This is a genomic window from Spartinivicinus poritis (assembly GCF_028858535.1).
In the GTDB taxonomy this organism is placed as follows: Bacteria; Pseudomonadota; Gammaproteobacteria; order Pseudomonadales; family Zooshikellaceae; genus Spartinivicinus; species Spartinivicinus poritis.
The window spans coordinates 18,098-42,578 of record NZ_JAPMOU010000039.1 but is presented as its reverse complement, the minus strand read 5'-3'; the positions used below and the strand labels follow the sequence as shown (position 1 = coordinate 42,578).

General features: G+C 41.1%; 22 protein-coding genes. 13 read left to right on the top strand and 9 right to left on the bottom strand.

What is annotated here, in order from left to right; genetic code table 11:
- The first annotated feature begins 160 nt into the window (after positions 1-160).
- The 6 genes from ORQ98_RS21970 to ORQ98_RS21945 are packed head-to-tail and all read left to right on the top strand — an operon-like array spanning position 161 to position 4,695.
- Complete coding sequence (locus ORQ98_RS21970) at positions 161-1,027, top strand: mechanosensitive ion channel family protein (RefSeq protein WP_274690978.1); 867 nt, start codon at positions 161-163, stop codon at positions 1,025-1,027.
- Positions 1,017-1,874, top strand: coding sequence for a magnesium transporter MgtE N-terminal domain-containing protein (locus ORQ98_RS21965; protein WP_274690977.1), 858 nt, complete (start codon positions 1,017-1,019; stop codon positions 1,872-1,874). The genes ORQ98_RS21970 and ORQ98_RS21965 overlap by 11 nt, the downstream gene beginning before the upstream one ends.
- Entirely contained in the window at positions 1,861-3,192 is a 1,332-nt protein-coding gene (gene mgtE / locus ORQ98_RS21960) for a magnesium transporter (protein ID WP_274690976.1), read from the top strand. The genes ORQ98_RS21965 and mgtE overlap by 14 nt, the downstream gene beginning before the upstream one ends.
- Positions 3,193-3,217: 25 nt before the next feature.
- On the top strand, positions 3,218-3,742 hold the full coding sequence (locus ORQ98_RS21955) for a P-loop NTPase family protein (protein WP_274690975.1): 525 nt from the start codon (positions 3,218-3,220) through the stop codon (positions 3,740-3,742).
- 51 nt (positions 3,743-3,793) lie between these two features.
- Complete coding sequence (locus ORQ98_RS21950) at positions 3,794-4,273, top strand: DUF1499 domain-containing protein (protein ID WP_274690974.1); 480 nt, start codon at positions 3,794-3,796, stop codon at positions 4,271-4,273.
- 50 nt (positions 4,274-4,323) lie between these two features.
- Positions 4,324-4,695 (top strand): YkvA family protein, encoded by a 372-nt coding sequence (locus ORQ98_RS21945; protein WP_274690973.1) that lies wholly within the window; start codon positions 4,324-4,326, stop codon positions 4,693-4,695.
- Here the strand turns inward: ORQ98_RS21945 and ORQ98_RS21940 are convergent.
- Entirely contained in the window at positions 4,684-4,854 is a 171-nt protein-coding gene (locus ORQ98_RS21940; protein ID WP_274690972.1) for a hypothetical protein, read from the bottom strand. The genes ORQ98_RS21945 and ORQ98_RS21940 overlap by 12 nt on opposite strands.
- A 263-nt stretch (positions 4,855-5,117) precedes the next feature.
- On the opposite strand from ORQ98_RS21940, the gene metG reads away from it, so the two are divergent.
- Positions 5,118-6,647 (top strand): methionine--tRNA ligase, encoded by a 1,530-nt coding sequence (gene metG / locus ORQ98_RS21935; protein WP_274690971.1) that lies wholly within the window; start codon positions 5,118-5,120, stop codon positions 6,645-6,647.
- 297 nt (positions 6,648-6,944) lie between these two features.
- Here the strand turns inward: metG and ORQ98_RS21930 are convergent, their stop codons facing one another.
- The gene (locus ORQ98_RS21930) at positions 6,945-7,571 is read right to left on the bottom strand and encodes a hypothetical protein (protein ID WP_274690970.1); all 627 of its coding nucleotides are present in this window, start codon (positions 7,569-7,571) and stop codon (positions 6,945-6,947) included.
- A gap of 267 nt (positions 7,572-7,838) precedes the next feature.
- The gene (locus ORQ98_RS21925) at positions 7,839-8,543 is read right to left on the bottom strand and encodes a substrate-binding periplasmic protein (protein WP_274690969.1); all 705 of its coding nucleotides are present in this window, start codon (positions 8,541-8,543) and stop codon (positions 7,839-7,841) included.
- A gap of 188 nt (positions 8,544-8,731) precedes the next feature.
- Here ORQ98_RS21925 and ORQ98_RS21920 point away from each other — a divergent pair, with 188 nt between their 5' ends.
- Entirely contained in the window at positions 8,732-9,532 is an 801-nt protein-coding gene (locus tag ORQ98_RS21920; protein WP_274690968.1) for a substrate-binding periplasmic protein, read from the top strand.
- A gap of 263 nt (positions 9,533-9,795) precedes the next feature.
- On the top strand, positions 9,796-10,377 hold the full coding sequence (locus ORQ98_RS21915) for a substrate-binding periplasmic protein (protein WP_274690967.1): 582 nt from the start codon (positions 9,796-9,798) through the stop codon (positions 10,375-10,377).
- Between the two features lie 124 nt (positions 10,378-10,501).
- Here the strand turns inward: ORQ98_RS21915 and ORQ98_RS21910 are convergent, their stop codons facing one another.
- Entirely contained in the window at positions 10,502-11,245 is a 744-nt protein-coding gene (locus ORQ98_RS21910; RefSeq protein ID WP_274690966.1) for a substrate-binding periplasmic protein, read from the bottom strand.
- A 397-nt stretch (positions 11,246-11,642) separates the two neighbouring features.
- On the opposite strand from ORQ98_RS21910, the gene ORQ98_RS21905 reads away from it, so the two are divergent.
- Entirely contained in the window at positions 11,643-12,032 is a 390-nt protein-coding gene (locus ORQ98_RS21905; protein WP_274690965.1) for a hypothetical protein, read from the top strand.
- 369 nt (positions 12,033-12,401) lie between these two features.
- Here the strand turns inward: ORQ98_RS21905 and ggt are convergent, their stop codons facing one another.
- From ggt to ORQ98_RS21890, 3 genes are all read right to left on the bottom strand, one after another.
- Positions 12,402-14,162 carry a gamma-glutamyltransferase gene (gene ggt, locus ORQ98_RS21900; RefSeq protein WP_274690964.1) on the bottom strand — a complete coding sequence of 587 codons (1,761 nt, stop codon included), beginning with the start codon at positions 14,160-14,162 and terminating at the stop codon, positions 12,402-12,404.
- 358 nt (positions 14,163-14,520) lie between these two features.
- Positions 14,521-17,181, bottom strand: coding sequence for an aconitate hydratase AcnA (gene acnA, locus ORQ98_RS21895; protein ID WP_274690963.1), 2,661 nt, complete (start codon positions 17,179-17,181; stop codon positions 14,521-14,523).
- A gap of 33 nt (positions 17,182-17,214) precedes the next feature.
- Complete coding sequence (locus ORQ98_RS21890) at positions 17,215-17,472, bottom strand: GrxA family glutaredoxin (RefSeq protein WP_274690962.1); 258 nt, start codon at positions 17,470-17,472, stop codon at positions 17,215-17,217.
- Between the two features lie 362 nt (positions 17,473-17,834).
- On the opposite strand from ORQ98_RS21890, the gene ORQ98_RS21885 reads away from it, so the two are divergent.
- Both ORQ98_RS21885 and ORQ98_RS21880 read left to right on the top strand, forming a co-directional pair.
- Positions 17,835-19,076 carry a YfiM family lipoprotein gene (locus ORQ98_RS21885; protein WP_274690961.1) on the top strand — a complete coding sequence of 414 codons (1,242 nt, stop codon included), beginning with the start codon at positions 17,835-17,837 and terminating at the stop codon, positions 19,074-19,076.
- An 86-nt stretch (positions 19,077-19,162) separates the two neighbouring features.
- Positions 19,163-20,848 (top strand): diguanylate cyclase domain-containing protein, encoded by a 1,686-nt coding sequence (locus ORQ98_RS21880; protein ID WP_274690960.1) that lies wholly within the window; start codon positions 19,163-19,165, stop codon positions 20,846-20,848.
- Here ORQ98_RS21880 and ORQ98_RS21875 read toward each other — a convergent pair.
- Both ORQ98_RS21875 and ORQ98_RS21870 read right to left on the bottom strand, forming a co-directional pair.
- On the bottom strand, positions 20,845-21,216 hold the full coding sequence (locus ORQ98_RS21875) for a DUF5329 family protein (RefSeq protein WP_274690959.1): 372 nt from the start codon (positions 21,214-21,216) through the stop codon (positions 20,845-20,847). The genes ORQ98_RS21880 and ORQ98_RS21875 overlap by 4 nt on opposite strands.
- A gap of 136 nt (positions 21,217-21,352) precedes the next feature.
- On the bottom strand, positions 21,353-22,354 hold the full coding sequence (locus ORQ98_RS21870; protein WP_274690958.1) for an alpha/beta hydrolase: 1,002 nt from the start codon (positions 22,352-22,354) through the stop codon (positions 21,353-21,355).
- Positions 22,355-22,733: 379 nt separating this feature from the next.
- Between ORQ98_RS21870 and ORQ98_RS21865 the strand changes: the two genes are divergently transcribed.
- Positions 22,734-24,422, top strand: coding sequence for an AMP-binding protein (locus ORQ98_RS21865; protein ID WP_274690957.1), 1,689 nt, complete (start codon positions 22,734-22,736; stop codon positions 24,420-24,422).
- The last annotated feature ends 59 nt before the right edge of the window (positions 24,423-24,481 follow it).

The window sequence follows — 24,481 nt, the reverse complement described above, 5'->3', positions numbered from 1 at the left end:
ACATTCCTACCAAAACACAAACTTCCTATCTGATATCGTACACTATTATTATGCTACTCATTGTTAATGAGTCTTTCACGATGCCCTCTTTGAAAAAGGGAGAAGTTGGATTGTGCTATAACAATAGTGCAATAATATAAAAATTTTATAAGGACGACTAATGGACTCATCTCCTTGGCTTTCTAACTTTTTTATTACACCAGAATTTCTCACCCAAGTGAGTCAATCAATTACGCGGTTTATTGCAGCACTTTTATTACTGCTATTTGGATTTTTTGTTGCTCGTTTTTTGAAGGACTTCAGCAGCCGTTTAATTGACAGTACTAGTCGGTTGTTACATCGCTTTTCGAAACAGGGGGCAGGCTATATTCAACAGTTGCAGCCTGCTAGCAGTCGCTTTGTACCCCTTCTGGTGTATTGGGTCACCCTAATAGTGTTTATAGGATTGGCAACCAATGTTTTGGGTATAGAAATTTTTACTAAATGGATTGATGCCTTTTTAGCTTACTTACCCACATTAGTCGCGGGTATTGTCATCATACTGGGTGGCTTTATTTTTGGAGAAATGGCAAAAGACTTAGCCACCAGTGCGGCTATTGCGGCGAACCTTCGTCACAGTGAGCTACTTGGACGAATTGCCCAAGTGTTTTTAGCTGGTAGTGCCATTTTAATTGGTGCAGGCCAGGTAGGGATCGATGTTACCTTTGTGGTGAATATGGCTACCGTTGCTTTAGCCGCAGTTTTAGGGGCTTTTGCCCTGGGGTTTGGTTTGGCAACGCCACGACATGTCAGTAATTTTATTAGTGCGCGCTATGTACAACGGCATTACCAGGAAGGTGAAACTATCCAGGTAGGAGATTATGGTGGTCGAATTGTCGAAATTACCCCCCATGCGGTGGTCATTGAAACTGAGCAGGGTGAGTTGCACATTCCTGCTAAATTTTTTACCGAAGAGCCTTGCTTAAAACGTATTAAAGAAGTGCAAAGTGGTCAAGATGAGCGTGAGGAGGCTATCAATGGAGAGTAAACAAAAGCTTGCATTAACTTATCTGGAAAGGTCTCCTGAAGCGGCTGCAAAAATATTAGAAACCATGTCAGAAACTGTTATTGTGGATTTACTGAAACTTGCACCTACCTCGGCAGGTGCTGCTACGCTGGTACAGCTGACCAGTGCCAAAAGCATTGCTTGTTTAGACCAGTTAGATCATACCACTGCTGCGAAGTTAGTGACACAACTATCGGCTACCCATGCTGCGACGTTATTAAAAGGGCTTTCTCGAACCAAAACCAAAGCGATTTTGCATCAAATGCCTAAGTTAAAAGCCCAGGCTATTCAAGTGTTATTAGCATATCCGACAAGTGTGGTAGGGGCTTGGATTACCCCTCAGGTATTAACATTAAGAAATAATATTACCGTAGCAGAAGCATACCAACAGCTAAAGTCGTTTCAAGGCACCATTCAGCACCGATTGTTTATTTTAGATCGACGGCAAAAACTGGTGGGGGTTATCGCTGCAACTGATGTGATGGGGCAGGTTGATGAAGCTAAAAAGCTAAGTGAGTTAATGGAGGCTAAGCCTGAATCTCTGCGTTCTCGGTTGCAGTTGAGTCAGGCGCAAAAACATCCTGACTGGAGGTATTCAATTGTGATGCCTGTGGTTAATCGACATGATGAGTTTATTGGTGTATTAAATTATGGCGCCTTGAATCAAGCTATTGAGCAATTAAAAAATCTACCTGAAAAAGTGATGGAAGCTCCTCAATTAAGCGACAGTCTTGGGCAATTACTTTCAGATAGTATCACTGGTGTTTGGCAAACGTTGCGTGATGCATGGGATTTAAATTCGAGAGGAGGACAAGATGACCAGCGCTAGCCTTTCAGGAGCCAGTAATGGTGATAGCATAGCCATTAATCGATTAAGTCAACAGTTTCTTCTAGAATACCCTAAAGAAGCTGCAAATGTCTTAGAAGCTTATCCACTTGAAGAAATCGCTTTACTATTAGCTGAGCAGTCAACGGCTACGTTAATTCGTATTTGGAGTTTTTTCCCGCCTCATATTGCTGATCAATTATTGCCTTTGCTGGAAAACCGTGCTCAAAAAAATTTATTATTGGCAATGGATACACCTGATTGTGCGCAAACGCTGAATCGCTTATCGAAAGAAGATAAAACACAATGTTTGGATAACTTACCGGAAGATTACGCAAACGATTTACAAAGGCTGCTTGAATATCCTGAGCGTACTGCAGGGCAAATGCTAGACCCGAGAGTTATTCGGTTGTTACCCGATAATACGGCAGATGATGCACTACGCTTACTACGGAAACAAAAACATAAGCCGATTAGAAAAGTGTTTATTGTGGATGCTGATCAGCAGTTGCAAGGCATCGTTGATATTACTGCCTTAGCTCTCAGTGAAGGCGATGAAAAATTACAACAACTGGCGTTGCCACCGAGGGCATTAATATCACCTTTTGACTCCTTAGATGAAGTTGCAGACAAATTAACTCAGTTTAAGCTGGATACTTTACCTGTCGTTGATATTAATGGGAAATTATTAGGCGCGATTCAACACCCGTCATTATTACGAACTTTACAAGATAACTCATTAACTGATATCCAAGCTATGGTGGGGGTGAGTAGAGAGGAGCGTGCTTTATCCAAAGCCTGGTTTGCGATTAAGAAACGTCTACCCTGGATGGAAATCAACTTGGTGACTGCCTTTGCTGCTGCATCAGTGGTTGCTTTATTTGAAGATACCATTGCCAAGTTTACAGCACTGGCTGTATTGCTTCCTGTCGTCGCAGGGCAGTCAGGTAATGCCGGCGCCCAGGCACAAGCAGTCACTATTAGAGGGTTAGCCTTAAAGGAAATTACCGTCAGAAACTGGTTAAGGGTGTTATTTAAAGAGATTAATATTGGGATGGTAAATGGTGTTGCTATTGCCTTAACCACCGCAATTGGTGTGTATATTTGGAGCACAAGCTTTGGCCTCTCACTTGTGATTGCTATTGCGATGGTGATTTCCATGGTAATGGCAGGCATGGCAGGAGCCGTTGTCCCTATTGTATTAACCAAACTGGGTCAAGACCCAGCCCAGTCATCGTCGATTATTCTAACCACAATTACAGATATTGCCGGTTTTATGTCATTTTTGGGGATTGCCACATTACTGTCAGCGTTGTTATAAGTTTACTGAAGTGATCTAACGTAAAATGAAAAAAATCACAATCATAGGAAATGGCGGAGCCGGTAAATCCTCGCTAGCAAAAGCGCTGGGTAAACAACTGAAATTACCCGTTTATCATCTTGATCAAATTATTTGGTTACCAAACTGGGAAGCAATATCAGAAAGCGAGTTTTGCAGCAAGCATCAATCTTTGATTGCAGGTGATAGCTGGATTATTGAAGGACTTGGTTATGACTCATCAATTGAGAGTAGATTCTTAGCTTCAAATACTATTATTTATATAGACTTTTCTATAGTTACCCATATGCTTTGGGCAATCAAAAGAAGTATTAAGTCTTTTTATACAATGCCTAATGGCTGGGCCAAAGACTGTCAGACGGTCACAAAGCTTCCGTATATCATGCGGATTATTTGGCACGTCCACAAGTATACTCGACCTTATATATTAAGTATTTTAAAAAAATACGAAAAAACTAAAGTAATACATTATATAAGAAGTCCCAAGGAGTTAAATGGTTTTTATAAAAAGATTGAAACTGTTAGTAACTAGCTTGGTATATATAAATTGGGTTTGGGGAGGGAAAACAGTGATGATCAAAAAATGCTAAAAAAAATTCTGTTAGTTGGGTTTTTGCTATTAATCATTCTGACAGGTATTGTGCTTTTCTATTTTGCCTATTTAGGGTATCAATCCAAATCGGGGCAGCCGAGTGGTCTTGTCAATGCTATGCTGGCTAAATGTCCCGCTAAGCCTAATTGTGTCAACAGTGAGTTTAAAGAAGATACTACTCATTTTATTGAACCGCTAACCCTATCAACTCTGCCGTCTAAAGATATTGTAGCAGTGATCATATCGGTTATTGAAAAGTCTGGTGGTACGGTTGTTAGTCAGCAGGAGCATTATGTTGCAGCAACTTTTACATCAAATATTTTTGGCTTCGTTGATGATTTAGAGGTTAGGTTAGATGAAACAAACAAATTGATACATATCCGCTCAGCTTCAAGGGTAGGGTATAGTGATCTTGATCAAAACCGTAAGCGGGTGAGTGGTATAAAGCAACGTTTATTGCCCTTGTTATGACCAAAGAAAACATCATTCAGGGGATATAGCCAAAGCAGAAGGGTATAATAATGTACGAAATTGAACGTTTACCCAAAAAGTATGAAAAAAAATATTCTGAAGATAAGTTTTGGAGTAAGGTAAAAAAATATGCAAAAAAGGCTGGTGAATCTGTTTTGGAGCCTGCTTTAAAAATGTACTATGCCTTGATTGATTCAGACACTCCAGCCTGGGCGAGGGCAGTCATCGTCGGAGCTTTGGGGTATTTTATTTCTCCCCTAGACTCTATTCCAGATATAATACCGGCATTTGGTTTTACTGATGACTTGGGTGTTTTAGCTGCTGCTTTAGCGACCGTTGCGGCTCATATAAAAGATGAGCATGTAGAAAAGGCTAAAAAAACACTTAAGAAGTGGCGTGGCCAAACTGACTCACCAGAGTAAGTAACCTCCATTAACTTCCAATACTGCATTGCGTATTGCAGACAATAAAAATTCAATAGCACCAACTTGGTTATCAGATTGCATAACGCGGCCTAAAGCACTGCTTGCAGAGTAGGAAGCCACCTTGTGCAAGGCCCCATCAGCTTGCGCAGAGGCCATAAACAGTTATTAGAGGTGCCCTTTAGATTTACTTGTGTTATCGTGTTAAGTATGACTACTTTATCAAAAACTGTAATACCCATGATGATGCCTATGTCTACACAACGAATGTTGTGGGGGATGGGCTGCCTCTTTTTATAATTTTCCATTTTGGCATTACCCATTCCTTCACACACTGATTTGACTGGAATGGGTATAGCAAGGTCTTTTTTAACTCTTCATTTCAGTCAATATGAAACCATTTGACTAGTGGAGATTTAAAGATGACAGACATTATTACTACCCCGATCTTTTATGCAAACGGTAACCCTCACCTGGGTCATGCTTACAGTGGTTATATTGCTGATGTAGCCAAACGGTTTCATTCGCTTGCTAATAAGGGTGATAGTTTATTAATTACAGGAACAGATGAACATGGGCAAAAAATTGCTGATACAGCAAGAGCCCACGAAGTGAATGTTAGTCAGTTTGTTAATGATAGAGCAAAAGCATTTCAGACGCTATGGCCTCAACTGAATATTCAACCCAATATTTTTGTTCGAACAACAGAGTGCTTTCATTACAAAATTATTCAAGCTGTTTGGCGGACACTGTTTCAAAATGGTGATATTTACTTAGGTTTCTACCAAGGTAACTATTGTATAGGTTGCGAGCAGTTTTATAGTTCCTATGAGTTAGAAGATGGCTGTTGTCCTATTCATAAGGCCCCAACTCACAACACTAGTGAAGAAACCTACTTGTTTAAACTAGAATCATATCGACAGCAATTAATTGAACATTATCAACGCTATCCTAATTTTATAACACCCAATCACTACAGCCACTCAATTCTTGACTATTTGCAGCAAGGTCCACTGGAGGATCTATCTGTCTCACGAGTTAACAATGAATGGGGTATTAACGTTCCTCACAATCCCAAGCATACTATTTATGTGTGGATTGATGCATTATTTAGCTACCTTACTGCTTTGCAACGGGCTGGCTTCAATCAGGATGACTTGCAAAAAACAACTCACATTATTGGTAAAGATATTCTTAAGTTTCACGCTGTGTATTGGCCTATTTTCTTATTAGCTGCTAACTTACCCTTGCCTAAGCGGCTGGTTATTCATGGGTGGTGGACAATAAATGGCGAAAAAATATCAAAGTCTAATCCAGAGACCTTAGTCAGCCCTACCGACTTAACTGACCAATTAACCAAAGATGGTTTACGGTATGCGTTACTTCGACAAAAACCTCTAGCGAGAGACGGCAATATTGTTATTGATGAATTGAAGGACTTGATTAATGCTGACTTAGCTCATAGCTTTGCTAATTTAGTTAAGAGGAATCATACTTTAGTCATAAAGTACTTCTCTGGCGTGATTGATAGCAGTATTATCAATCAGCAGACTTTATCAAACACCAGTCAGTTTATAATAAACCACTGCGGCCAGATACTTAAAAAAATATTTGATCAATATAAAGCTTATGAATTTTATCAAGTCACTCTACTACTAAAAGGCCTTCTGGATAGTTGTAATCATTACTTCCATAAGCGTACACCTTGGGAAATAAATAAAGGAAAAGATCGGAATGAGGTAGCAGAGACTTGTTTAGTTACCTCAAACCTTATAAGACAACTCGCTATTGCTTTTTATCCGTTAACGCCTAATTTGTCTACATCTATTCTAGATGAGTTGGGTGATGATGTGAAAAGTTGCCAATGGCAGTCAAGGTTTCAAATTCAATCGATAGAGATTAATCATGCGCGAAGTCATTTCAGTAAATTATACCCTAAAAAAACTTTGTGAAAGGTATACCCGTCGCGAATCATTTTTAGGTTTTGTTATCATCGCTCCTCACCCCAATCACCTATTAATATAGGCTCATGGAACTTCGTCACTTGATGGCCTCACCTAAAAACCCTTCGCATTGGGTATATAATCAAAAAGTAGATTAATATTATATTCTGCTACTTTGTAATCTATCCTAAATCATCTAAAGTAGTTTGAAGAGATGCTCTTTATAGCGGTGCTTGTTAGTAAATTGCTTTTTTTGTTTTTAAGGATAGACTTTCTTTGTGAATAAAAAAGAATACACTAAGAAAATTAATTATTAATGTTGTATTTGTTTTTAATCTGTTGAACAAGCTTGTCATGAGTTTTTCTTCGTTCAATTCCCTGTTTTTTTATCTCTTCAGCTGTTCGCTGATGAGTGATTAGGTTGATGCCTAGTTTTTCTGTTGTAAAAGCATTGAGGTAGCCAAAGGCATCTAACGATATTTTTTCTTTCGCTTTATATGAATTTACTTGGTTGGCTCGTGGAGAGTGTTGTGGCTTGAAATTACCTTTCCTTCTTTCTTCAATAAACGATTGAGCCATATGTATTTTATGCTCTCTAAGTTCATATTGAAGCTGATTAATGAACTGCCCTCTAGTGCTTACTTCTTTTGGATGCTGTTTAACCCATAATGCAAGCGCTGACTCAGTGCGTACTCTTTGCTGGTCAGAGTATTTATTTTGTAGTATTTTTATTTCTTTTTTTAGTAGTTTAAGGTGACGGCTTTGGTAGTGAAATCCCTCTCTAAATACTGACTCACAAAAAGTACTGTTATGTTGGCTAAGCAGCTTTATTGTACGCTGGTTGTGATAACTTGGTTTGTTACTAGGTCGTGCTTGTTGGTTAGATGTTGAATTTAAGGTATTAGCTGATAAGGGTGTATTTTTTATTTTCATGAAATTATAGGGTAATTAGTCCATTTACTATATATAGTGATTGATAGACTATTTGTAATCAAAAATATTTACGTTTCTTTACATAGCGTATTGGCGAGTAGGTGTATTTGTCATACAATTCGATTTTTATACTCGGGTTTCAGCTTGAGCGAGTGTTTGGTAATTCATTCTTGATATTATTATATTGATAATAAAGTACTTTAGGAGAAAGTAGAATGAAAAAATGTACTTGGCTTTACTTCTTATATAGCCAAAGCAAATGTTATTTTAATGGTTAAATTTATTGAGCACATCAATGCAATAATCTGATAGTTTTATATTTTTTACTTCCCTAACTGCACAGTTTACTGCAGGTGCCAGTTTTTCATGTTTTTTATGTAAATAGTGGAATAAGGGAGTTGTTTGAAGTGGTGGTGTAAGCATTTTTATATCTTGGAATCCTAGCGATTGGATAGAATTTAATCCTATTAATCGATTGAGAATTGCAATATCGACTCGATTAGAATTCAACATATGAAGTGCTTGCTGATTAGTATTTACCAAGACAATATTAAAGCCTCGAGTATTATGTTCTGCTACTTTATAACCTATTCTAAAGCAAATACGGTAAGGCTTTACACTTTCCCAGCCTTTGACAGTAAACTGTTTTGTTTTACTAAATGCCATGTGCTCAGCAACAAGATAGGGTGTCGGTACTTTAATCAAGTTGGGGTATGCTAAATTGATATTGTCAATGCGAAACAGCTCGCCATCGGTGACTGATTGGTTAGTTAATACTAAAGATCTTTCGGCTGGCAGTCTTAAGAAATGGATGTTGATACCTAATTTTTTATAAGCCGTATGAATGATATCTTTTGCTGTATTGGTAAGAGGACTGTCATCGGTGACTTGTGTGATTATTAAGGTGTTGTTGCTGGCTGTGATAGGAATAAGATAGTTATATAATAATAGAAATATTATGGCTCTTATCATGTTATACCCTTCGCAATGGGTATGTGTGCCTAAACTGACTGATTATAACTATAGCAAACATATTATGATAATTGATAATGCCCCTTGTGAACCTGGTTTTTTTGCTTATATTGGCAGAAAGTCTCATTCTTATGTTATGTCCGTTGGAGTGACTATTATGTAATTACTGCTAAGTGTTAGAGGTAATTATGCGCTTATTGCTATTTGTAATAACTTTTGTATTGTTTACTCAATTATCTTTTACTACTGCTGGAACGCTTGAAACGATTGTTCTTGCTATAGAAGACTCAGGCAGTTTTCCCATTTATAGAAAGGCCGCAAGCCATTATACAGGAGAGCACCCAGGTTTTTTTATTGAGTTTATTCGAGAAATAGAAGCTGACTTAGGAGTCAATATCAATATTGTTAGAATGCCTTGGAAGCGTTGTTTAGCCAGTTTGCAAGAAGGGCGTGTAAATGCTGTGACATCAGCTAGTTATAAACCAGAACGAGAAAAAAGTGGTCGTTATCCTAAAAAATCCGGTCACTTGGATATTGGAAGAAGATTTAATACTTCGAGTTACTTTCTTTATTCGATAGAAGGGGCACCAGTACGTTGGGATGGAAATATTTTAGAAAATAAAAGTAACTTATCAGTCGGTGCTCAACGAGGCTTTTCAATAGTAGCAGATTTAAATAATTTAGGTATTAAAACGACAGAAGTTGATGACCCAGAGTCAGGTTTTATTATGTTGTTAAATAATCGACTGTCGGCTTTAGCTGTTCATGAAAATGTTGGACAAGTGTATGTGAGAAAGCATGATAATATTAAACAACTGTCTCCACCGCTAAAGACTAAACCTTATTTTTTAATATTATCCCACCAGCTTTATGCAAAGCATCCTGATTTCTCTGAAAAAATATGGGATACAGTTGAAAAGATAAGAAACTCAGAAAAGCTAGCAAAGATAAAAGATAAGTATTATTCTTTCGGTAGTTGGCCAGACTAAGCTGGTGTATTTGGAAGTTAATTCTTAATATTGCTATAATTTCAGTAAATCAACTATACCATATAGCCTTCATGAAAATAGCATATCCAATACTTTTTTTATAGCATTTGCATTGAGTAGTGGTATTGTTATAGCTGCAGACCACGTGGTTAGATTAACTAATGGTGAGTGGCCTCCTTATTTTTCAAAAGAACTTAAATACTTTGGCATTGTATCTAAAGTTATAGAAGATGCTTTTGCTGAACAAAGTATTAAAGTGCATTTTGGTTTTTTTTCCTTGGAAGAGAGGGTTAGAGTTTGCTAAAAACGGTTCGTGGGATGGGGCAGTTGGTTGGGCTAAAAGAAAGGAGCGTGAAAAATATTTTTATTATAGCGATCCAATTTATTACACTAAGTGGGTGTTTTTTCATCTAAAAGAAGTTGATTTTAATTGGCAACGTATAGATGATCTAAAGTCTTATCGAATTAGAGCAATGATAGGCAATAGTTTTACGCCATCATTTGATGCTGCAGAAAAAGCGGGTGATTTACTGGTTGAAAGAGTAGCCACTGAGAGTCAGAATATTAAAATGCTATTGATGAGAAGAATTGACACTTTTCCATTGGAACTGAATATTTGCTTTTATCTTATGCAGACAAAATATCGGCCAACAGAAGTAGTCAATATTACTTATCACCCTAAACCGCTTATGAGTGAGCCAAATTTTTTGTTATTAAATAAGAAAGCTGAAAAAAATAGGAATATTATGGTTCAGTTCAATAAGGGGTTAGCTGCACTGAAGAAGAGCGGAAAATATGACTTGTATTTTACAGAATTTCGACAGGGTAGGTTTTTTAATAACTGATGGGTGATTTCTTGTAAGTGTTTTCTAGAGTTTTGGATTAGAAAAGCTATTGTAATTGTTTATTTGGTATTGTGCTTTTTTGTGATGTATTAGTCTTCATTAATTGAATGCTGTTAAATGGGGGCTAATTAGATGTATATCGATTATATATTTCATCTAAAACACCATTTGACTGTATTTTTTTCAATGTTTCTTCAAATGCAGTTACATGATTCAAAGGTGATTTTTTTGAGAAGGCAGCATAGTGGTAGGCTGTTTTAAAAACACTAGGTAGCATTTTAATTTTATTAGTATAACCTTCTTTCTTTATACTGTATGCTAATCCAATATTATGATAGTAAATAAGTCTTCCTCTATTAGCTAACAGCTTGACAAACTGTGACGAGAGATTAAAACCACCATCATCAATAGTCAGCCCTCCCTGTGATTTTAAAAATCTAACGTCAGCTGTGCCAAATAGAGTAAGGATGGCACCGTTTTTACCTAAGCTTCTAATATCCTCAAAGTTTTGTATATTAATATTGTCATTGCTTTTTACGGCCATAATGTATTTCACAGAATACAAAGGTGTATCGACAAAATGATAAATTTTTTCTCGTTCAGGATTTCTAGAAAAACCAAGAAATATATCAAAGGCTCCTTTTTTCATATTGAGCTTTATTCGTTTGAATGGAAAGAATTTGTTATAACCAGAAAATTTGATATTCGAATTTTCTTTTGAAATCGCCTGCATGATTTCAACACATAGCCCTGTCATGACACCATTGTTCATAAAATATTTCGGTGCACTGTCTTGAGCCCCGGTTTTTAGCTCAAACGAAACACCAAAGCTGGAGTTCACGATGAGAGAAAGCGGCAAAGTGAACATGAGTCGATATTTTAATATGTTAACATTAAAAAACATAATTATGTCAAAGGCACTATTTTAAAGATATATGAGTTAATTTTAGTATTTATTGCTTACTTTGGAAGCAGTCGCATATGACCCCATCTATATCCTTCGCGAATGATTTTTAGGGTTTGTTGTCATCGCTCTTCACCCTAATCATTTATAAAAACATAAACTCATAGGGCTTCATCACTCGACGGCCGCCCCTAAAAGCCATTCGCTTTGGCTATATATAAGGATGCAAATGGTATTTAGGTCAGTGCTTTCTAGAGAATATTACTGGTATTAGACTTGTTGTCTTTAACTATACCTCGTAAGACTTATAATTAGCGGCCTTAAATCATAAATATCTAATTAAATAGAAAGTATCTAGCCAATGAAAAAAACAATAGCAATGATGTTAGCCTGTGTCGGTATAGCGGGGGCTCATGCCGAGTGGACGACGGTCCTTTGCTCAGGTGCTGACCGTTTAGAAAGGTTAGTAAATGAAGGTGGAAGCCAGGTGACGGCTTCTGGTCAGTGGGTGACAGACACTAATTTGATGGGCAGAGAGGTTCATTATTTTAGCCTCTCTCAAGCTGATCATGATTTACTTAAAAGCCAATGTCAGGCACAGTTGGCTAACGCAGAGCCATTACCTGTTTATTCGCAAAACAACTTGGGCTTTTTTAAAGTAAATTATTCAAATGGGGGTTATGGCTTTGAGCCAAGACATTATAACTCGCAAAGGATGCGAGATATTAATCATTATTTTAGGAGCTTATAATTACGAGCACTCCTAAAAATGCCCTTTTTTCGCGATAGCTACATTAGCTCCGTACTCAGGTCCTCATGTATTAATTATACACTGTGGCCTTCCGTGCGGTGCTGTCTTGCTCTCACAAAAAAATTGCTATTTTTAGACGCACTCTTAAGAATACCCTTATAGAGCACCCCTTAAATATAGACAGCCGCTAACTGAGTGTAGCGGCTGTCAACTCAACATTAATGTATCAACGCAAAGATATATACCCAAAGCGTAGGGTTTTTAGGGACGGCCGTCGAGCAGTGAAGCCCCATGAGCCTATAAGTAATAGGTGATTGGGGTGAGATGCGATGACAACAAACCCTAAAAATCATTCGCGAAGGGTATAGATTAAATACCCATGGCGCTAGAGGTACTTCGACGTGGGTCGGGGGCGCCGTAGAAAGTACCGTTTTTGATCATGATACTTTGAATGGCTCCCATCGCAGACTGTTGGCTCACTTTGTGTTCCATGCCTTCCAGTAACCGAATGGTGTCTGGACTGATGCCTTGCTCTATACGAATTTCATCGGGTAACCATTGATGGTGAATTCGTGGGGCGCTAACTGCTGCCAGAATATTCAGGTTATGGTCAATAACATTCATAATAACCTGTAAAGTAGTTGTAATAATTCTTGAGCCACCTGGGCTACCAGTCACCATAAAATTCTTGCCGTCTTTTTTCACAATAGTGGGTGACATGGAGCTCAGCATCCGTTTGTTTGGCTCAATTTTATTCGCTTCTCCACCAATTAGCCCATAAGCGTTGGGCACTCCAGGTTTAGCACTGAAATCATCCATTTCGTTATTCAGTAAGAAGCCGGCGCCATCTACTACAATACCAGAGCCATAACTGAAGTTGATGGTATAAGTGTTGGCTACTGCATTACCGAATCGATCAACAATAGAGAAGTGGGTGGTTTCGTTGCTTTCATAACCAGGAGGCGTACCTGGACTGATAGTTTTACTAGGGGTGGCTTTATTCAGGTTAATTTGGTCACGTAGCGTTTTTGCGTAACTCTTATCCGTTAAGCCTGCCACGGGTACCTTTACAAAGTCAGTGTCGCCTAAATATTTAGAGCGATCGGCATAAGCCCGCTTCATGGCCTCGGCCATTAAGTGGATAGTTTTAGCAGAGTTATGGCCATATTTGCCAATCGGGTATCCCTCTAAAATATTCAGGATTTGTACGACATGAGTACCTCCTGAGCTGGGGCTCGGCATCGAGTAAATATCATAACCACGATAGGTACCGTGTACTGGCTTACGGATTTCGGGTTGATAACCTTTTAGGTCATTATGGGTAATTAACCCGTTATGGCGTTTCATTTCAGCCACAATTAAGTCGGCAGTTTTGCCTTGATAGAACCCTTTACGGCCTTCTTTAGCAATACGCTTTAAGGTTTCGGCTAAATCTTTCTGCACTAAACGTTCGCCAGGCTGGTATGGCGTACCATTGGCTTTATAAAAAGCTTTTTTAGTCGCAGGCCATTTTTTCAACATAGCTGCTGCTTCAACGGTACCTTTAGTAAAGCGAGCAGGTACAATAAAACCATCTTCTGCTAGCTTGATTGCAGGGGCCAAGGCTCGCTCTCGTGAAATAGTCCCATGACGTTCAAGGGCCATTAATAATCCCGCGACCGTTCCTGGCACACCGGCTGCTAAATGCGTGAAGCGACTACGGTCGGTGACCACATTACCTTTACTGTCTTGGAACATTTTTTCACTGGCACCCGAAGGAGCTGTTTCCCGGTAGTCGATGGCTTCCACCATTTTTTTCTTGTCGTTGGAAATCAGCATAAAACCACCACCGCCAATATTACCCGACCGAGGCTGGGTAACGGCTAAAGCAAAACCCGCTGTAACCGCAGCGTCTATAGCATTACCTCCTTCAGCCAGCACCTGCTGGGCAACTTTGGTGGCTAATGTATGGCTAGTGACTACCATGCCTTTTTTAGCTTCAATCGGTACACTACGCTCACCTTCTATTATGGCTTGTTTGGCAGGAGGTGTTGCTGCACAGGCGGTAATAGATAAGGTTAAGGTGACAATCCCCCAGCGACAACGAGTCAGTTGTCGTTTGGTTGGAATAGATAAAAACTTTTGGATCATTGTTGTTATTCCTCTGGAAAGTGATTTCCATTTATGTGTTTTTTATAAATCGCTTGAAGTACAAATACACCTGCTTGACAGCGGTCATAAAATGCCACCATTTCACAGTTTCCAGGTATTGGCATTATTTGTAAACAAGGGTAAGAGGAAAGGTAGTGACAACTTGTTATATGGCATCTCTATTAGTGGTGCCCTGTAATTAGTTGCTTATAGTTACCGGTTATTAACTTATCACGAACTTAACTAATAATCGATAGGGATATAAGACGGCTTATTTTGGTTTTTTACTGTCTTATAATAGCTCCGTTTTTTCTAGTCACTCAATAAGAGTGCATTAGCCTGAGAAGCACCCAGGCTGTTAACAGGCCCTAGCCAGCACATAATGTAAAATACCCCCCTGTTGGTAATAGTGCAGTTCATCTAGGGTATCAATACGACAGCGGACATTAATGGTTTCAATCGACTGGTCTGGGCGCGAAATAACCACAGCTACTATTTGTTGAGGGGTAAGCCCAGCTTTAATCCCAGTAATATTGATAGTTTCTTCCCCCGTCAGTTGCAGGCTGGCTCGGCTGACACCTTGTTCAAACTGTAGTGGTAATACCCCCATTCCAATTAAGTTTGAGCGATGAATCCGCTCAAAGCTTTCTGCAATGACAGCTTTAACACCTAATAAGCGGGTGCCTTTGGCGGCCCAGTCACGGCTTGAGCCTGTTCCATACTCTTTACCAGCAATGACCACTAAAGGAATGCCCCGAGACTGATAACGCATGGCTGCATCGTAAATGGGTTGTTGTTCTCCTGTAATCACATCTAGGGTATAGCCACCTTCAATGCCAGGGACCATTTCATTACGAATCCGGATATTGGCAAAGGTGCCACGCATCATTACTTCATGATTGCCCCGACGAGAGCCGTAGGAATTAAAATCTTTGGGCTCAACACCCTGGCTTTGTAAATATTCTCCAGCAGGGCTATCCGATTTAATGACCCCAGCAGGTGAAATATGGTCGGTAGTGACTGAGTCTCCCAGTAAGGCGAGCATACGGGCTCCTTCTATATCTGACTGTTGAGGCTCTGCATATGGGCCTTCAAAAAAAGGCGGGTGGCGAATATAGGTAGACTGGCTATCCCAATTAAAAATGTCTCCTTTGGGAGCACTCAGCTGTTGCCAGTCTTGTGTGCCATCAAATACGGCTTGGTATTCCTGTTGAAACAGGCTTTGTGATACATGAGTCTGTAGCTGTTGTATTTCATGCTGGGTTGGCCAGATATCTTTTAAATAGATGGGGGTGCCTTGACTATCTTCTCCAATTGGGTCGGTGGTTAAATTAATGCGCAAGGTGCCTGCTAGCGCATAGGCAACAACGAGTGGCGGTGAAGCCAGCCAATTCGCTTTTACCTGGGGATGTACGCGGCCTTCGAAATTACGGTTGCCAGATAATATTGAGCAGACATGTAAGTCGGCCTGTTGAATGGCTTGACTGATAGGCGCGGGTAGGGGGCCTGAGTTGCCAATGCAGGTGGTGCAGCCATAGCCCACTAAGTTAAAGCCTAACTGATCGAGTGCAGTTTGTAAGCCAGAGGCAGCAAGATACTCACTGACCACTTTCGACCCCGGCGCTAAGGAGGTTTTTACCCAAGGCTTGACGGTCATACCTTTTTCCAGGGCCTTTTTCGCAACTAGTCCTGCTCCTAGCATCACCGCCGGGTTAGAGGTATTGGTACAGGAAGTAATTGCCGCAATGACCACATCACCATCCGTTAACTGATAGTCAGCAACGTTGGTTTTGCTGGGCTCCGTTCGTCCAGCCAGCTCTAATGTTGCTTGCAAGGTTTGCGCAGCTTGTTTTAAAGCAACGCGGTCTTGAGGACGTTTGGGGCCTGCCAGACTTGCTTCGACAGTGGCTAAGTCAAGGCTCAATTGACTGCTATATAACGGGGGAGGCATATCATCTGTCCGCCATAACCCCTGGGTTTTGGCATAAGCTTCCACCAGTGCAATGGTGGCTGCTGGGCGGCCACTAAGTGTAAGATAATTAAGGGTTTCCTGGTCTATAGGGAAAAAACCACAAGTAGCCCCATATTCGGGTGCCATATTAGCAAGGGTGGCTCGGTCAGCCAGTGGCAGCTGACTAAGTCCTGCGCCATAAAATTCTACAAACTTGCCAACCACACCTTCTTGGCGAAGCAACTGAGTAACGGTTAAGACTAAATCAGTGGCGGTAATCCCTTCTTGAAGTTGACCCGTTAATTCAAACCCCACCACTTCAGGAATCAGCATCGAAATAGGCTGCCCCAGCATGGCTGCTTCTGCTTCAATACCACCGACTCCCCAGCCTAACACACCTAGCCCATTAATCATGGTGGTATGACTGTCAGTGCCGACTAATGTATCTGGGTAAACATAATGATCTTGCCCCACCTTGCATTGCCAAACCGTTTGGGCCAGGTACTCTAAATTGACTTGGTGGCAAATACCGGTGCCAGGAGGAACAACACGAAAGTTACTGAATGCCTGTTGCCCCCACTTTAAGAACTGGTAGCGCTCCTGGTTTCTTGTCATTTCCAGTACAACATTGTCGTGAAAAGCAGAGGTATCACCAAAGTGGTCGACCATTACTGAGTGATCAATTACCAGGTCGACAGGAATCAATGGATTGATGGCCTGGGGGTTACCTTGCTTAGCCTGCACCGCCTGGCGCATGGTAGCTAAGTCAACCACGGCAGGAACCCCAGTAAAGTCTTGCATTAGTACCCGAGCAGGGCGAAAAGCTATCTCTTGACTGGCTCGGCGTTGACTAAGCCAACCCAGCAAGGCCTGAATATCAGCTGTGGTGACTGATTGGCTATCTTCAAAGCGGAGCAAGTTCTCCAGCAGTACTTTGAGTGAGAAGGGTAACTGGCTAACATCGCCAACCCCTTCTTGATGGAGTGCATGAAGGTCATAGTAAAGGTATTTATGATCGCCAACGACAAGCTCGCGGCGTGTGTTCAGGCTATCGTGTCCTACCTTCATGAGCTAGGTCCTCAATGGCATTCAATATAGTCGTTAGCTAACTATAGAAGAAGATGCCTGGTGTTTCAGATGCGCATCAAGTTCAGTAAAACCCCCGATATGTTGCTGGCCGATAAATACCTGGGGAACCGTGGCAACAGGCTTACCAATCGTTTTTTCTAAGTCTGCTTGGCTGATACCTGCTTCATGAATATCAATGTACTTGTAGTTAAGGGCTTTGATTTCACAGAGCTCTTTAGCACGACGACAGTAACCGCAACCAGGACGACCAAAAATAGTAATACGCTGCATGGTGTTTAACTCCAAAACTGTGTTTGATTCCGAAATTTGTAAGCAAGTAGATATTTATAGTTTCTGTTAATGGTTGAACTTCAGCTAATTGTAATGATCTATCTTTGTGATTAATTTTGCTCATCAGTAGTTGGCATGGCTATTCAGGCATTGAAGATTAGGGTATAACCCCTACAAGCAACTGAGCAAACATCAGCAGTGGGCAAGTGAACAGCACAATACATAATAAAGCCCCCAGCTGAATAAAACAGATTGAGCCCGTTGGGATACAGCCCAGCTAGAAAGCAACTAATTCATTTGGAAATAAAGTGGCATAGATAGAGAGTGGCTTAATGAGTAAGCAGGCTGAAAAGAGAGTGTGAATGAAGCGCTGGTTTTTTAGACTTATACTATTAGTGGTGTGTTTAGCGGTGGCAGGTTTTTTCATTACTGATGCTACACCGCCTTTTGCGACAAATCAAAACAGCACATTAACCATTAAGCAGTTAACTAAGGCAAACGCACCTGTTTACTTAGCCAATGAGAAATTATATCAAGTAACAATATTACCTACAGAAGCGACAGCTGTATTAAATCATGGGGTAGCCAAGGTGCAGCGCTTATTTCCATTTTTAACGGGAATCAAGGCTGACTACCTGCAAAATAAGGTACAGTTACAAGGCGTTGTTAACGTACTTGGTCGCTACTTAACCTTATCATTTGAGGTTGAGCCAACACCAGAGGTACCAAAACTAACCGCACTGAAAGTGGGCCCTATTCCTATTCCTCAAACAGTAACAGATTGGGGAATTGGGCAGGCGCAACAGCACCCTCGTACACAACAGCTGCTGTCAATTTATCAAACCATTGAACAAGTCAACGTATCACCTACGCAAATTGTCGTGAAATATCAGTCAGGTAAGGTGGTATCAGGGATTAACCAGCAGAGCCGAGAATTATTGTTTAGCGCTGAGCAGCAGCAACAAATTGGTTATTACTTAACGGCTATTTATGTGTTTGCCTCTCAACAGCAAGGGGTGCGTTTACCCGATTTTTGGAAGCTGTTTCAATACCTAACGGAGCAGGCACGGCAACAAGTACGACAAGGGGCTTCTGCAGTAGCACAAAACCAGGCAATCTTGACTGCTTTGGCCTTGTATCAATCGTCATTTCCGACTGGCGATTACCTGGCTAATAAAGCGCTGCGAAATGAACGCCGCCGGATTTTTTATGTGCATCGACGTAAAGATTTAGCCAGGCACTTCAGTTTTTCAGCGGCTATTGCTTTATATGCCGGTAATGAAGTATCAGATACACTAGGGTTATGGAAAGAGCTGGATGATGCGAAAAATGGCTCAGGGTTCAGCTTTTACGATCTAGCGGCTGATCGTGCGGGTATTCAGTTTGCTGCTTATGCGACTAAAGATGAGCAAACAGCCAAAGCCGTACAACAAAAAATAGTCAATACAACAGCTGACGCGTTAATTCCTCGTTTAAGTCAATTACCTGAAGGGATGACAGAAAGCCAGTTTAAGCGACGGTATCAAAACCCTGACAGTCAGGGCTATCTGCAGTTGGTGAAACAAATTGATCAAAGGATACAAGCTAGCCAGCTATATCAATAAATACAAAATACAGTTAATGTGATTTTTTCAAGCTATCCTCTACATTAGTCATCACCCTCTTTGGGCTGCAGTGCTGGGTATTGAGCTTGAATTTAGGTCTTAGGCAAAAAATAGCAACCACTATTTTAGTAGTAACGGTTGTGCTGCTGTTGATTAGTGGGTCACTGTATTATATTAATAGCCAGCAGGCACTCACCCAGGCGATTAAGCATCACTTAGCAACTACTCTGACTATTCAAGCTGCCAGGCTGAATCAGGTTATTCAACAGCATCAAGAGCGCCTGGCATTACTCACCAGTCGAACCCAGCTACGACTGTCTTTACATGACCACTTAAAAAAGCCAAACCCTGCCGCACTGGCTAAAGTCACTAAAATTTTAATTGATGCTAAAAAAGCTATTCCGGATTTTCGGGGGATTATGGTGCTCTCACTACAGGGAGAGGTGCTTGCCGCAACAGAGCCCGGCCTGTTAGATACTGACTTCAGCCGTTTACATCTACCGATGCCGACGCCACACATGCTGGTAAGAGTGGTTGTTACCCCGCAAAACCAAAAGCAATTGCACATTGTTAGCCCTCTCGTCTTGGAAAATAAAGAACTAGGTCGGTTAGTGGTGATAGCTGGTTTGGAAAGTATTCAGGCTATTGTGACTGGCATGATAGGACTAGGGCTGTCTGAAGAGACGATTATTAGCTATCAAGCTGAAGAAGGACAAATTGAGTCTATTTTACCCGTACGCTTTGCTAATCAACTGCAGCCGTTCCAGCTTAAGATTAATCCGTTTAAGTTGATAAAGGCAGGTCAAGCCTCAGAGCTACTGGAATTAACCGACTATCAAGGGCATCAAGTATTTGCTTATGTCACTGCTTTTTCCAAAATTGGCTGGGGAATGACGCTGAAAATTGATAAAGCTGAAGCCCTGGCTCCTCTGGCTAGGCAGCGTAACTTTATGATAATTGCCTTATTCGTTTCGGCTTTTGTTACCATTTTATTTGCAGTTTTCCTTGCGACCAGTATCACTCGTCCCATTAATAGCTTAACTCAAGTAGCTGTCATGATTGCTAATGGGGATTTAAGCCAACGTATTCATAGCTTTACCAATGATGAGCTAGGGGTGTTGGCTAGGGCATTTAATCAAATGGCAGATAAGCTGATTGCTGCGAATGAGTTGCTTGAAGAACGAGTCAGAAATAAAACGCGAGACTTAGCGGAAACGAATGAAAAGCTGCTTCTAGCAAATAGCCAGTTAGAGCGTATCTCTAGGCTAGATGGTTTGACTGAAATTGCTAACCGGCGTGCCTTTGACCAGGCATTAGCGCAAGAATGGAATCGTTGTCAGCGAGAAGAAAAAAGGTTGGCTTTGATTCTATTGGATGTTGATTTATTTAAAAACTACAATGACAAGCTTGGTCATTTAGCGGGTGATCAGTGCCTAAAGCAAATTGCTAATGAAATTGAAAGTACTGGTCGGCGCCCTGGAGATCTGACTGCTCGCTATGGCGGTGAGGAGTTTGTTGTGTTGCTGCCCAATACGGATAGTACCCATGCCCATTTGGTGGCTAAGAAAATCCAACAACAAATAAAGTCACTGGCAATTTGTCACCCAGACTCTGTTACAGGGTATGTGACATTAAGCATGGGAATTGCTGCTTGTATCCCTAATCGAGAGCTACAACCAGCAGATTTAATTGACCAAGCTGATCAGGCGCTTTACCAAGCAAAGCAACAGGGGCGTAATCAAATTGTTGAGTACACGCCAGCTGATGACTAGTTAGCAGCTGACTGGCTCATTAACCGATATGTCTGCAGTTTATCCAATAACCAGCCTTTGGTTTTCATTGCAGGCTTACCAGGGCACTGGATTTTTAAGGGTTGTCCTGTTTTAGCACTTCTGCTGGCTGCTAAGACAATAAACTCTTCAGCATTGCTGATATCGTCTTTAAAAAGCCCATGCTTACGTTCTATATAATCAAGCATAGCGGCTGGCTGATATAGTTTACCATTATACAAAAAGCGGCAGTGAGTATCCTTCACCTGTTGTTTTAAATAGCTCACTTCATTGGCAAGTTGCTCTGATGCCTGGGTTGGGCTAACCAATGCAAACATTGAAGCCACCAATAAGACCCAGCCATTAATCATACTGTTCCATCCAAGTTGTCTAACCACTCCAAACAATCTAACCATTCCAAGTTATCTAACCATTCAAGCAATTTAATAAAACGGCGCAATTCTAGCGCCCCACGCGCAAACGTCAACAGATCTTCATAAGATTAGTTTACGCAACGTGTAAAGAGTTGCATTGTGTTGAGCTAAATGTGCTATTTAGCCAGTCTGTCATATCGGTATACACTTGCTGAAAGTTAATTTCATTAAACATCTCATGGCGGCCACCTACATAAATGGCTTCGGTGACTTGCTTGATACCGGCAGTACGTAAGGCACTTGCCAGACACTTCAAGCGCTTGCCTGCACTGATAGGGTCATCTCGACCACCCAGCACATAGATGGGTAAGTCTGAGCGTATCGACTTTAAGTTATTTACCTGGTTAATGCGTTGGAGTGCTTGAAACAAATCAACCCACAGTTGTGGTGTACTGATAAAACCACACAATGGGTCAGCAATATAGGCTGCTACTTGTTGGCTATCTCGACTAAGCCAGTCATGATTTGTATGGTGTGGTGAAATACGGCGATTGAAGCGACCAAATACCAGCTGATCAATTAGACGACTGGGGGTGTTTGCTCCTAGGCGCCAGCACTCAAATTGAGCAATCCAGCGGCTGACAGTAAATTTCAAGGCTAAGTCATGATTTGAGCCAGATAAAATCACTGCGTGAATAGCCCGACTATGGGTCAGTAAAAAATCCTGGGCAAGATAAGAGCCCATACTGTGTCCTATGAGTGTAATAGGCAAGTCGCCAAACGTTTTAATCGCCCAGGCTTGAACAGATGACACATCGCTGATGAGATAATCCCAGCCATTGCAGTCACCGAAATGGCCGAGCTGGGCTTGCTGGCCTGTTTTGCCATGCCCCCGTTGATCATGAGCTATAACAATAAAGTGTTGCTGGTTGAGCCACTCTGCTAGCCGTTGGTAGCGGCTGCAATGTTCCGCTAATCCATGAAGAATATGAACAATACCTTTAGCCGGGTAACTGGGCTGCCAATAGCGAAGATACAAGCGACAACCTGTGACTGGTAACCAGTGACTATTGATTGGCTGATCAAGTTTTACATCTGTTGTGTTTTCCATAAGCGATGCAACAGTAGGGTTCATCCTGCAAGCCTTGACGTTTTAAAAGATAATACTTGTTAATTTACGCTATGGTTTTAAGCTAATTCGTTGGACTTCATTAAATTGAGATGTTAAAAAAAACGCTCGTTTGAAACTGGGTTCAGCTTAAGCCTTTACTGAGTAAAAAACAAGCCAGGCTGAGGCAGCTTTGAAGCTGCCAAACCACTACACTTGGAGGGTGTCGCAAAAGGCATTTTTAGGTTCCTCGCCCCTGTGTGAAGAGGGATTGGTTTAAGCCCTTTTGCGACAGCTTCCTTGATAGGGGGTGATAGTGGAATTGATCCTGGTAATAGGTAATAACAAAAATAGTATTCAGCAGTTAAACCGCTGTTGAATTAGTAAAACTTTAGGAGCTTATTCAATGACTGTGGACTTCTGGAAGGACAAATATCCAACAGGGATTCCCCGTGAAATTTCAACGGGAGAGTACACTTCCATTCTGGATGTGTTTGAAGCATCCTGTAAGAAGTTCGGTGATTTACCCGCTTTTTCTAATCTTGGGCAAGTATTAACCTATCGCCAGCTGGATCAGCTCAGTAGCCAATTTGCAGCTTACTTACAAAGTGAAACGGACTTAAAACCTGGTGACCGTATTGCTATTCAAATGCCGAATATACTGCAGTTTCCTATTGCTACATTTGGTGCGTTACGGGCGGGGTTAATTGTAGTGAATACGAATCCGCTTTATACCGAGCGGGAAATGGAGCATCAGTTTAATGACTCTGGTGCGAAGGCGCTTGTGGTATTAGCCAATATGGCTCACTTAGCGGAAGATGTAGTGCCCAAAACCCAAATTAAGCATGTCATTGTTACTCAGGTCGGTGATATGTTGCCTTTGCTAAAGCGCGTAGTGGTGAACTGTGCAGTCAAATACTTGAAAAAAATGGTACCCAGCTATTATCTCCCTCAGGCGGTAGGGTTTCTTGAGGTATTAAACAAAGGGAAGCACCACCGGCTACAACCTCATAAAGCGAATTGTGATGATGTAGCAATTTTACAATACACCGGTGGTACAACAGGTGTTGCCAAAGGGGCCATGCTGACCCATCAAAATATTGTAGCCAATATGTTTCAGTGCAAGGCGATTACCTGCCATATTTTGGAAGAGGGTAAGGAAACCGTCATAGCCCCTTTACCGCTTTACCATATTTATGCCTTTACCTTTCACTGTATGGTGGGGTTATTTTTAGGTTTGCACAATGTGCTCATTACCAACCCCCGTGATTTACCTGGTTTTATTGATACCTTAGAAAAACAGCCGTTTACAGTATTTGTTGGTTTAAACACATTATTTGTTGGTTTGATGAATAATGAGCGGTTTCGCCAGTTGGATTTTCAACCACTCAAGCTGACCTTATCAGGGGGGATGGCTTTACAGTTAGATACCGCTAATCGTTGGGAACAGCTGACGGGTTGTAAAATCTGTGAAGGGTATGGAATGACTGAAACGTCACCTGTCGTCAGTACCAACCCATTGCCTGATGTTAGATTGGGTTCTATTGGTATGCCGATTCCCTCAACTGAGATTAAGTTGTGTGATGATGAAGGTAATGATATTCCCTTTCATGAAACCGGTGAACTGTGTGTACGAGGTCCACAGGTGATGAAAGGTTATTGGAATCGGCCAGAAGAAACTGCCAAAGTGCTGTCTGAAGATGGCTGGTTAAAAACGGGTGATATTGCCACAGTGGACGAGCAGGGTTATATCAAAATTGTGGATCGTAAAAAGGATATGATTGTCGTCTCTGGGTTTAATGTATACCCCAATGAATTAGAGGACGAGCTAGCCACGCATCCCGATGTGGTGCAATGTGCGGCGATTGGTGTGCCTAGTGAAAAAACGGGTGAATCGATAAAAATGTTTGTAGTTAGCAAAAACCCTAATTTAACCCAGGAAGAATTAGTTAATTATTTAAAAGAGCGAGTCACTGGCTATAAAGTGCCGAGAGTGTTTGAGTTTCGGGATGAACTACCTACGACAAATGTAGGGAAAATATTACGTCGCGAACTCAGAGATCAAGAATTATCAAAGTTGAAAAAGGCGAGTTAAAAAGTACTTCAAATCAAACCCCCTCTTACAAAGAAACTGTCGCAAAAGTACTTCAAATC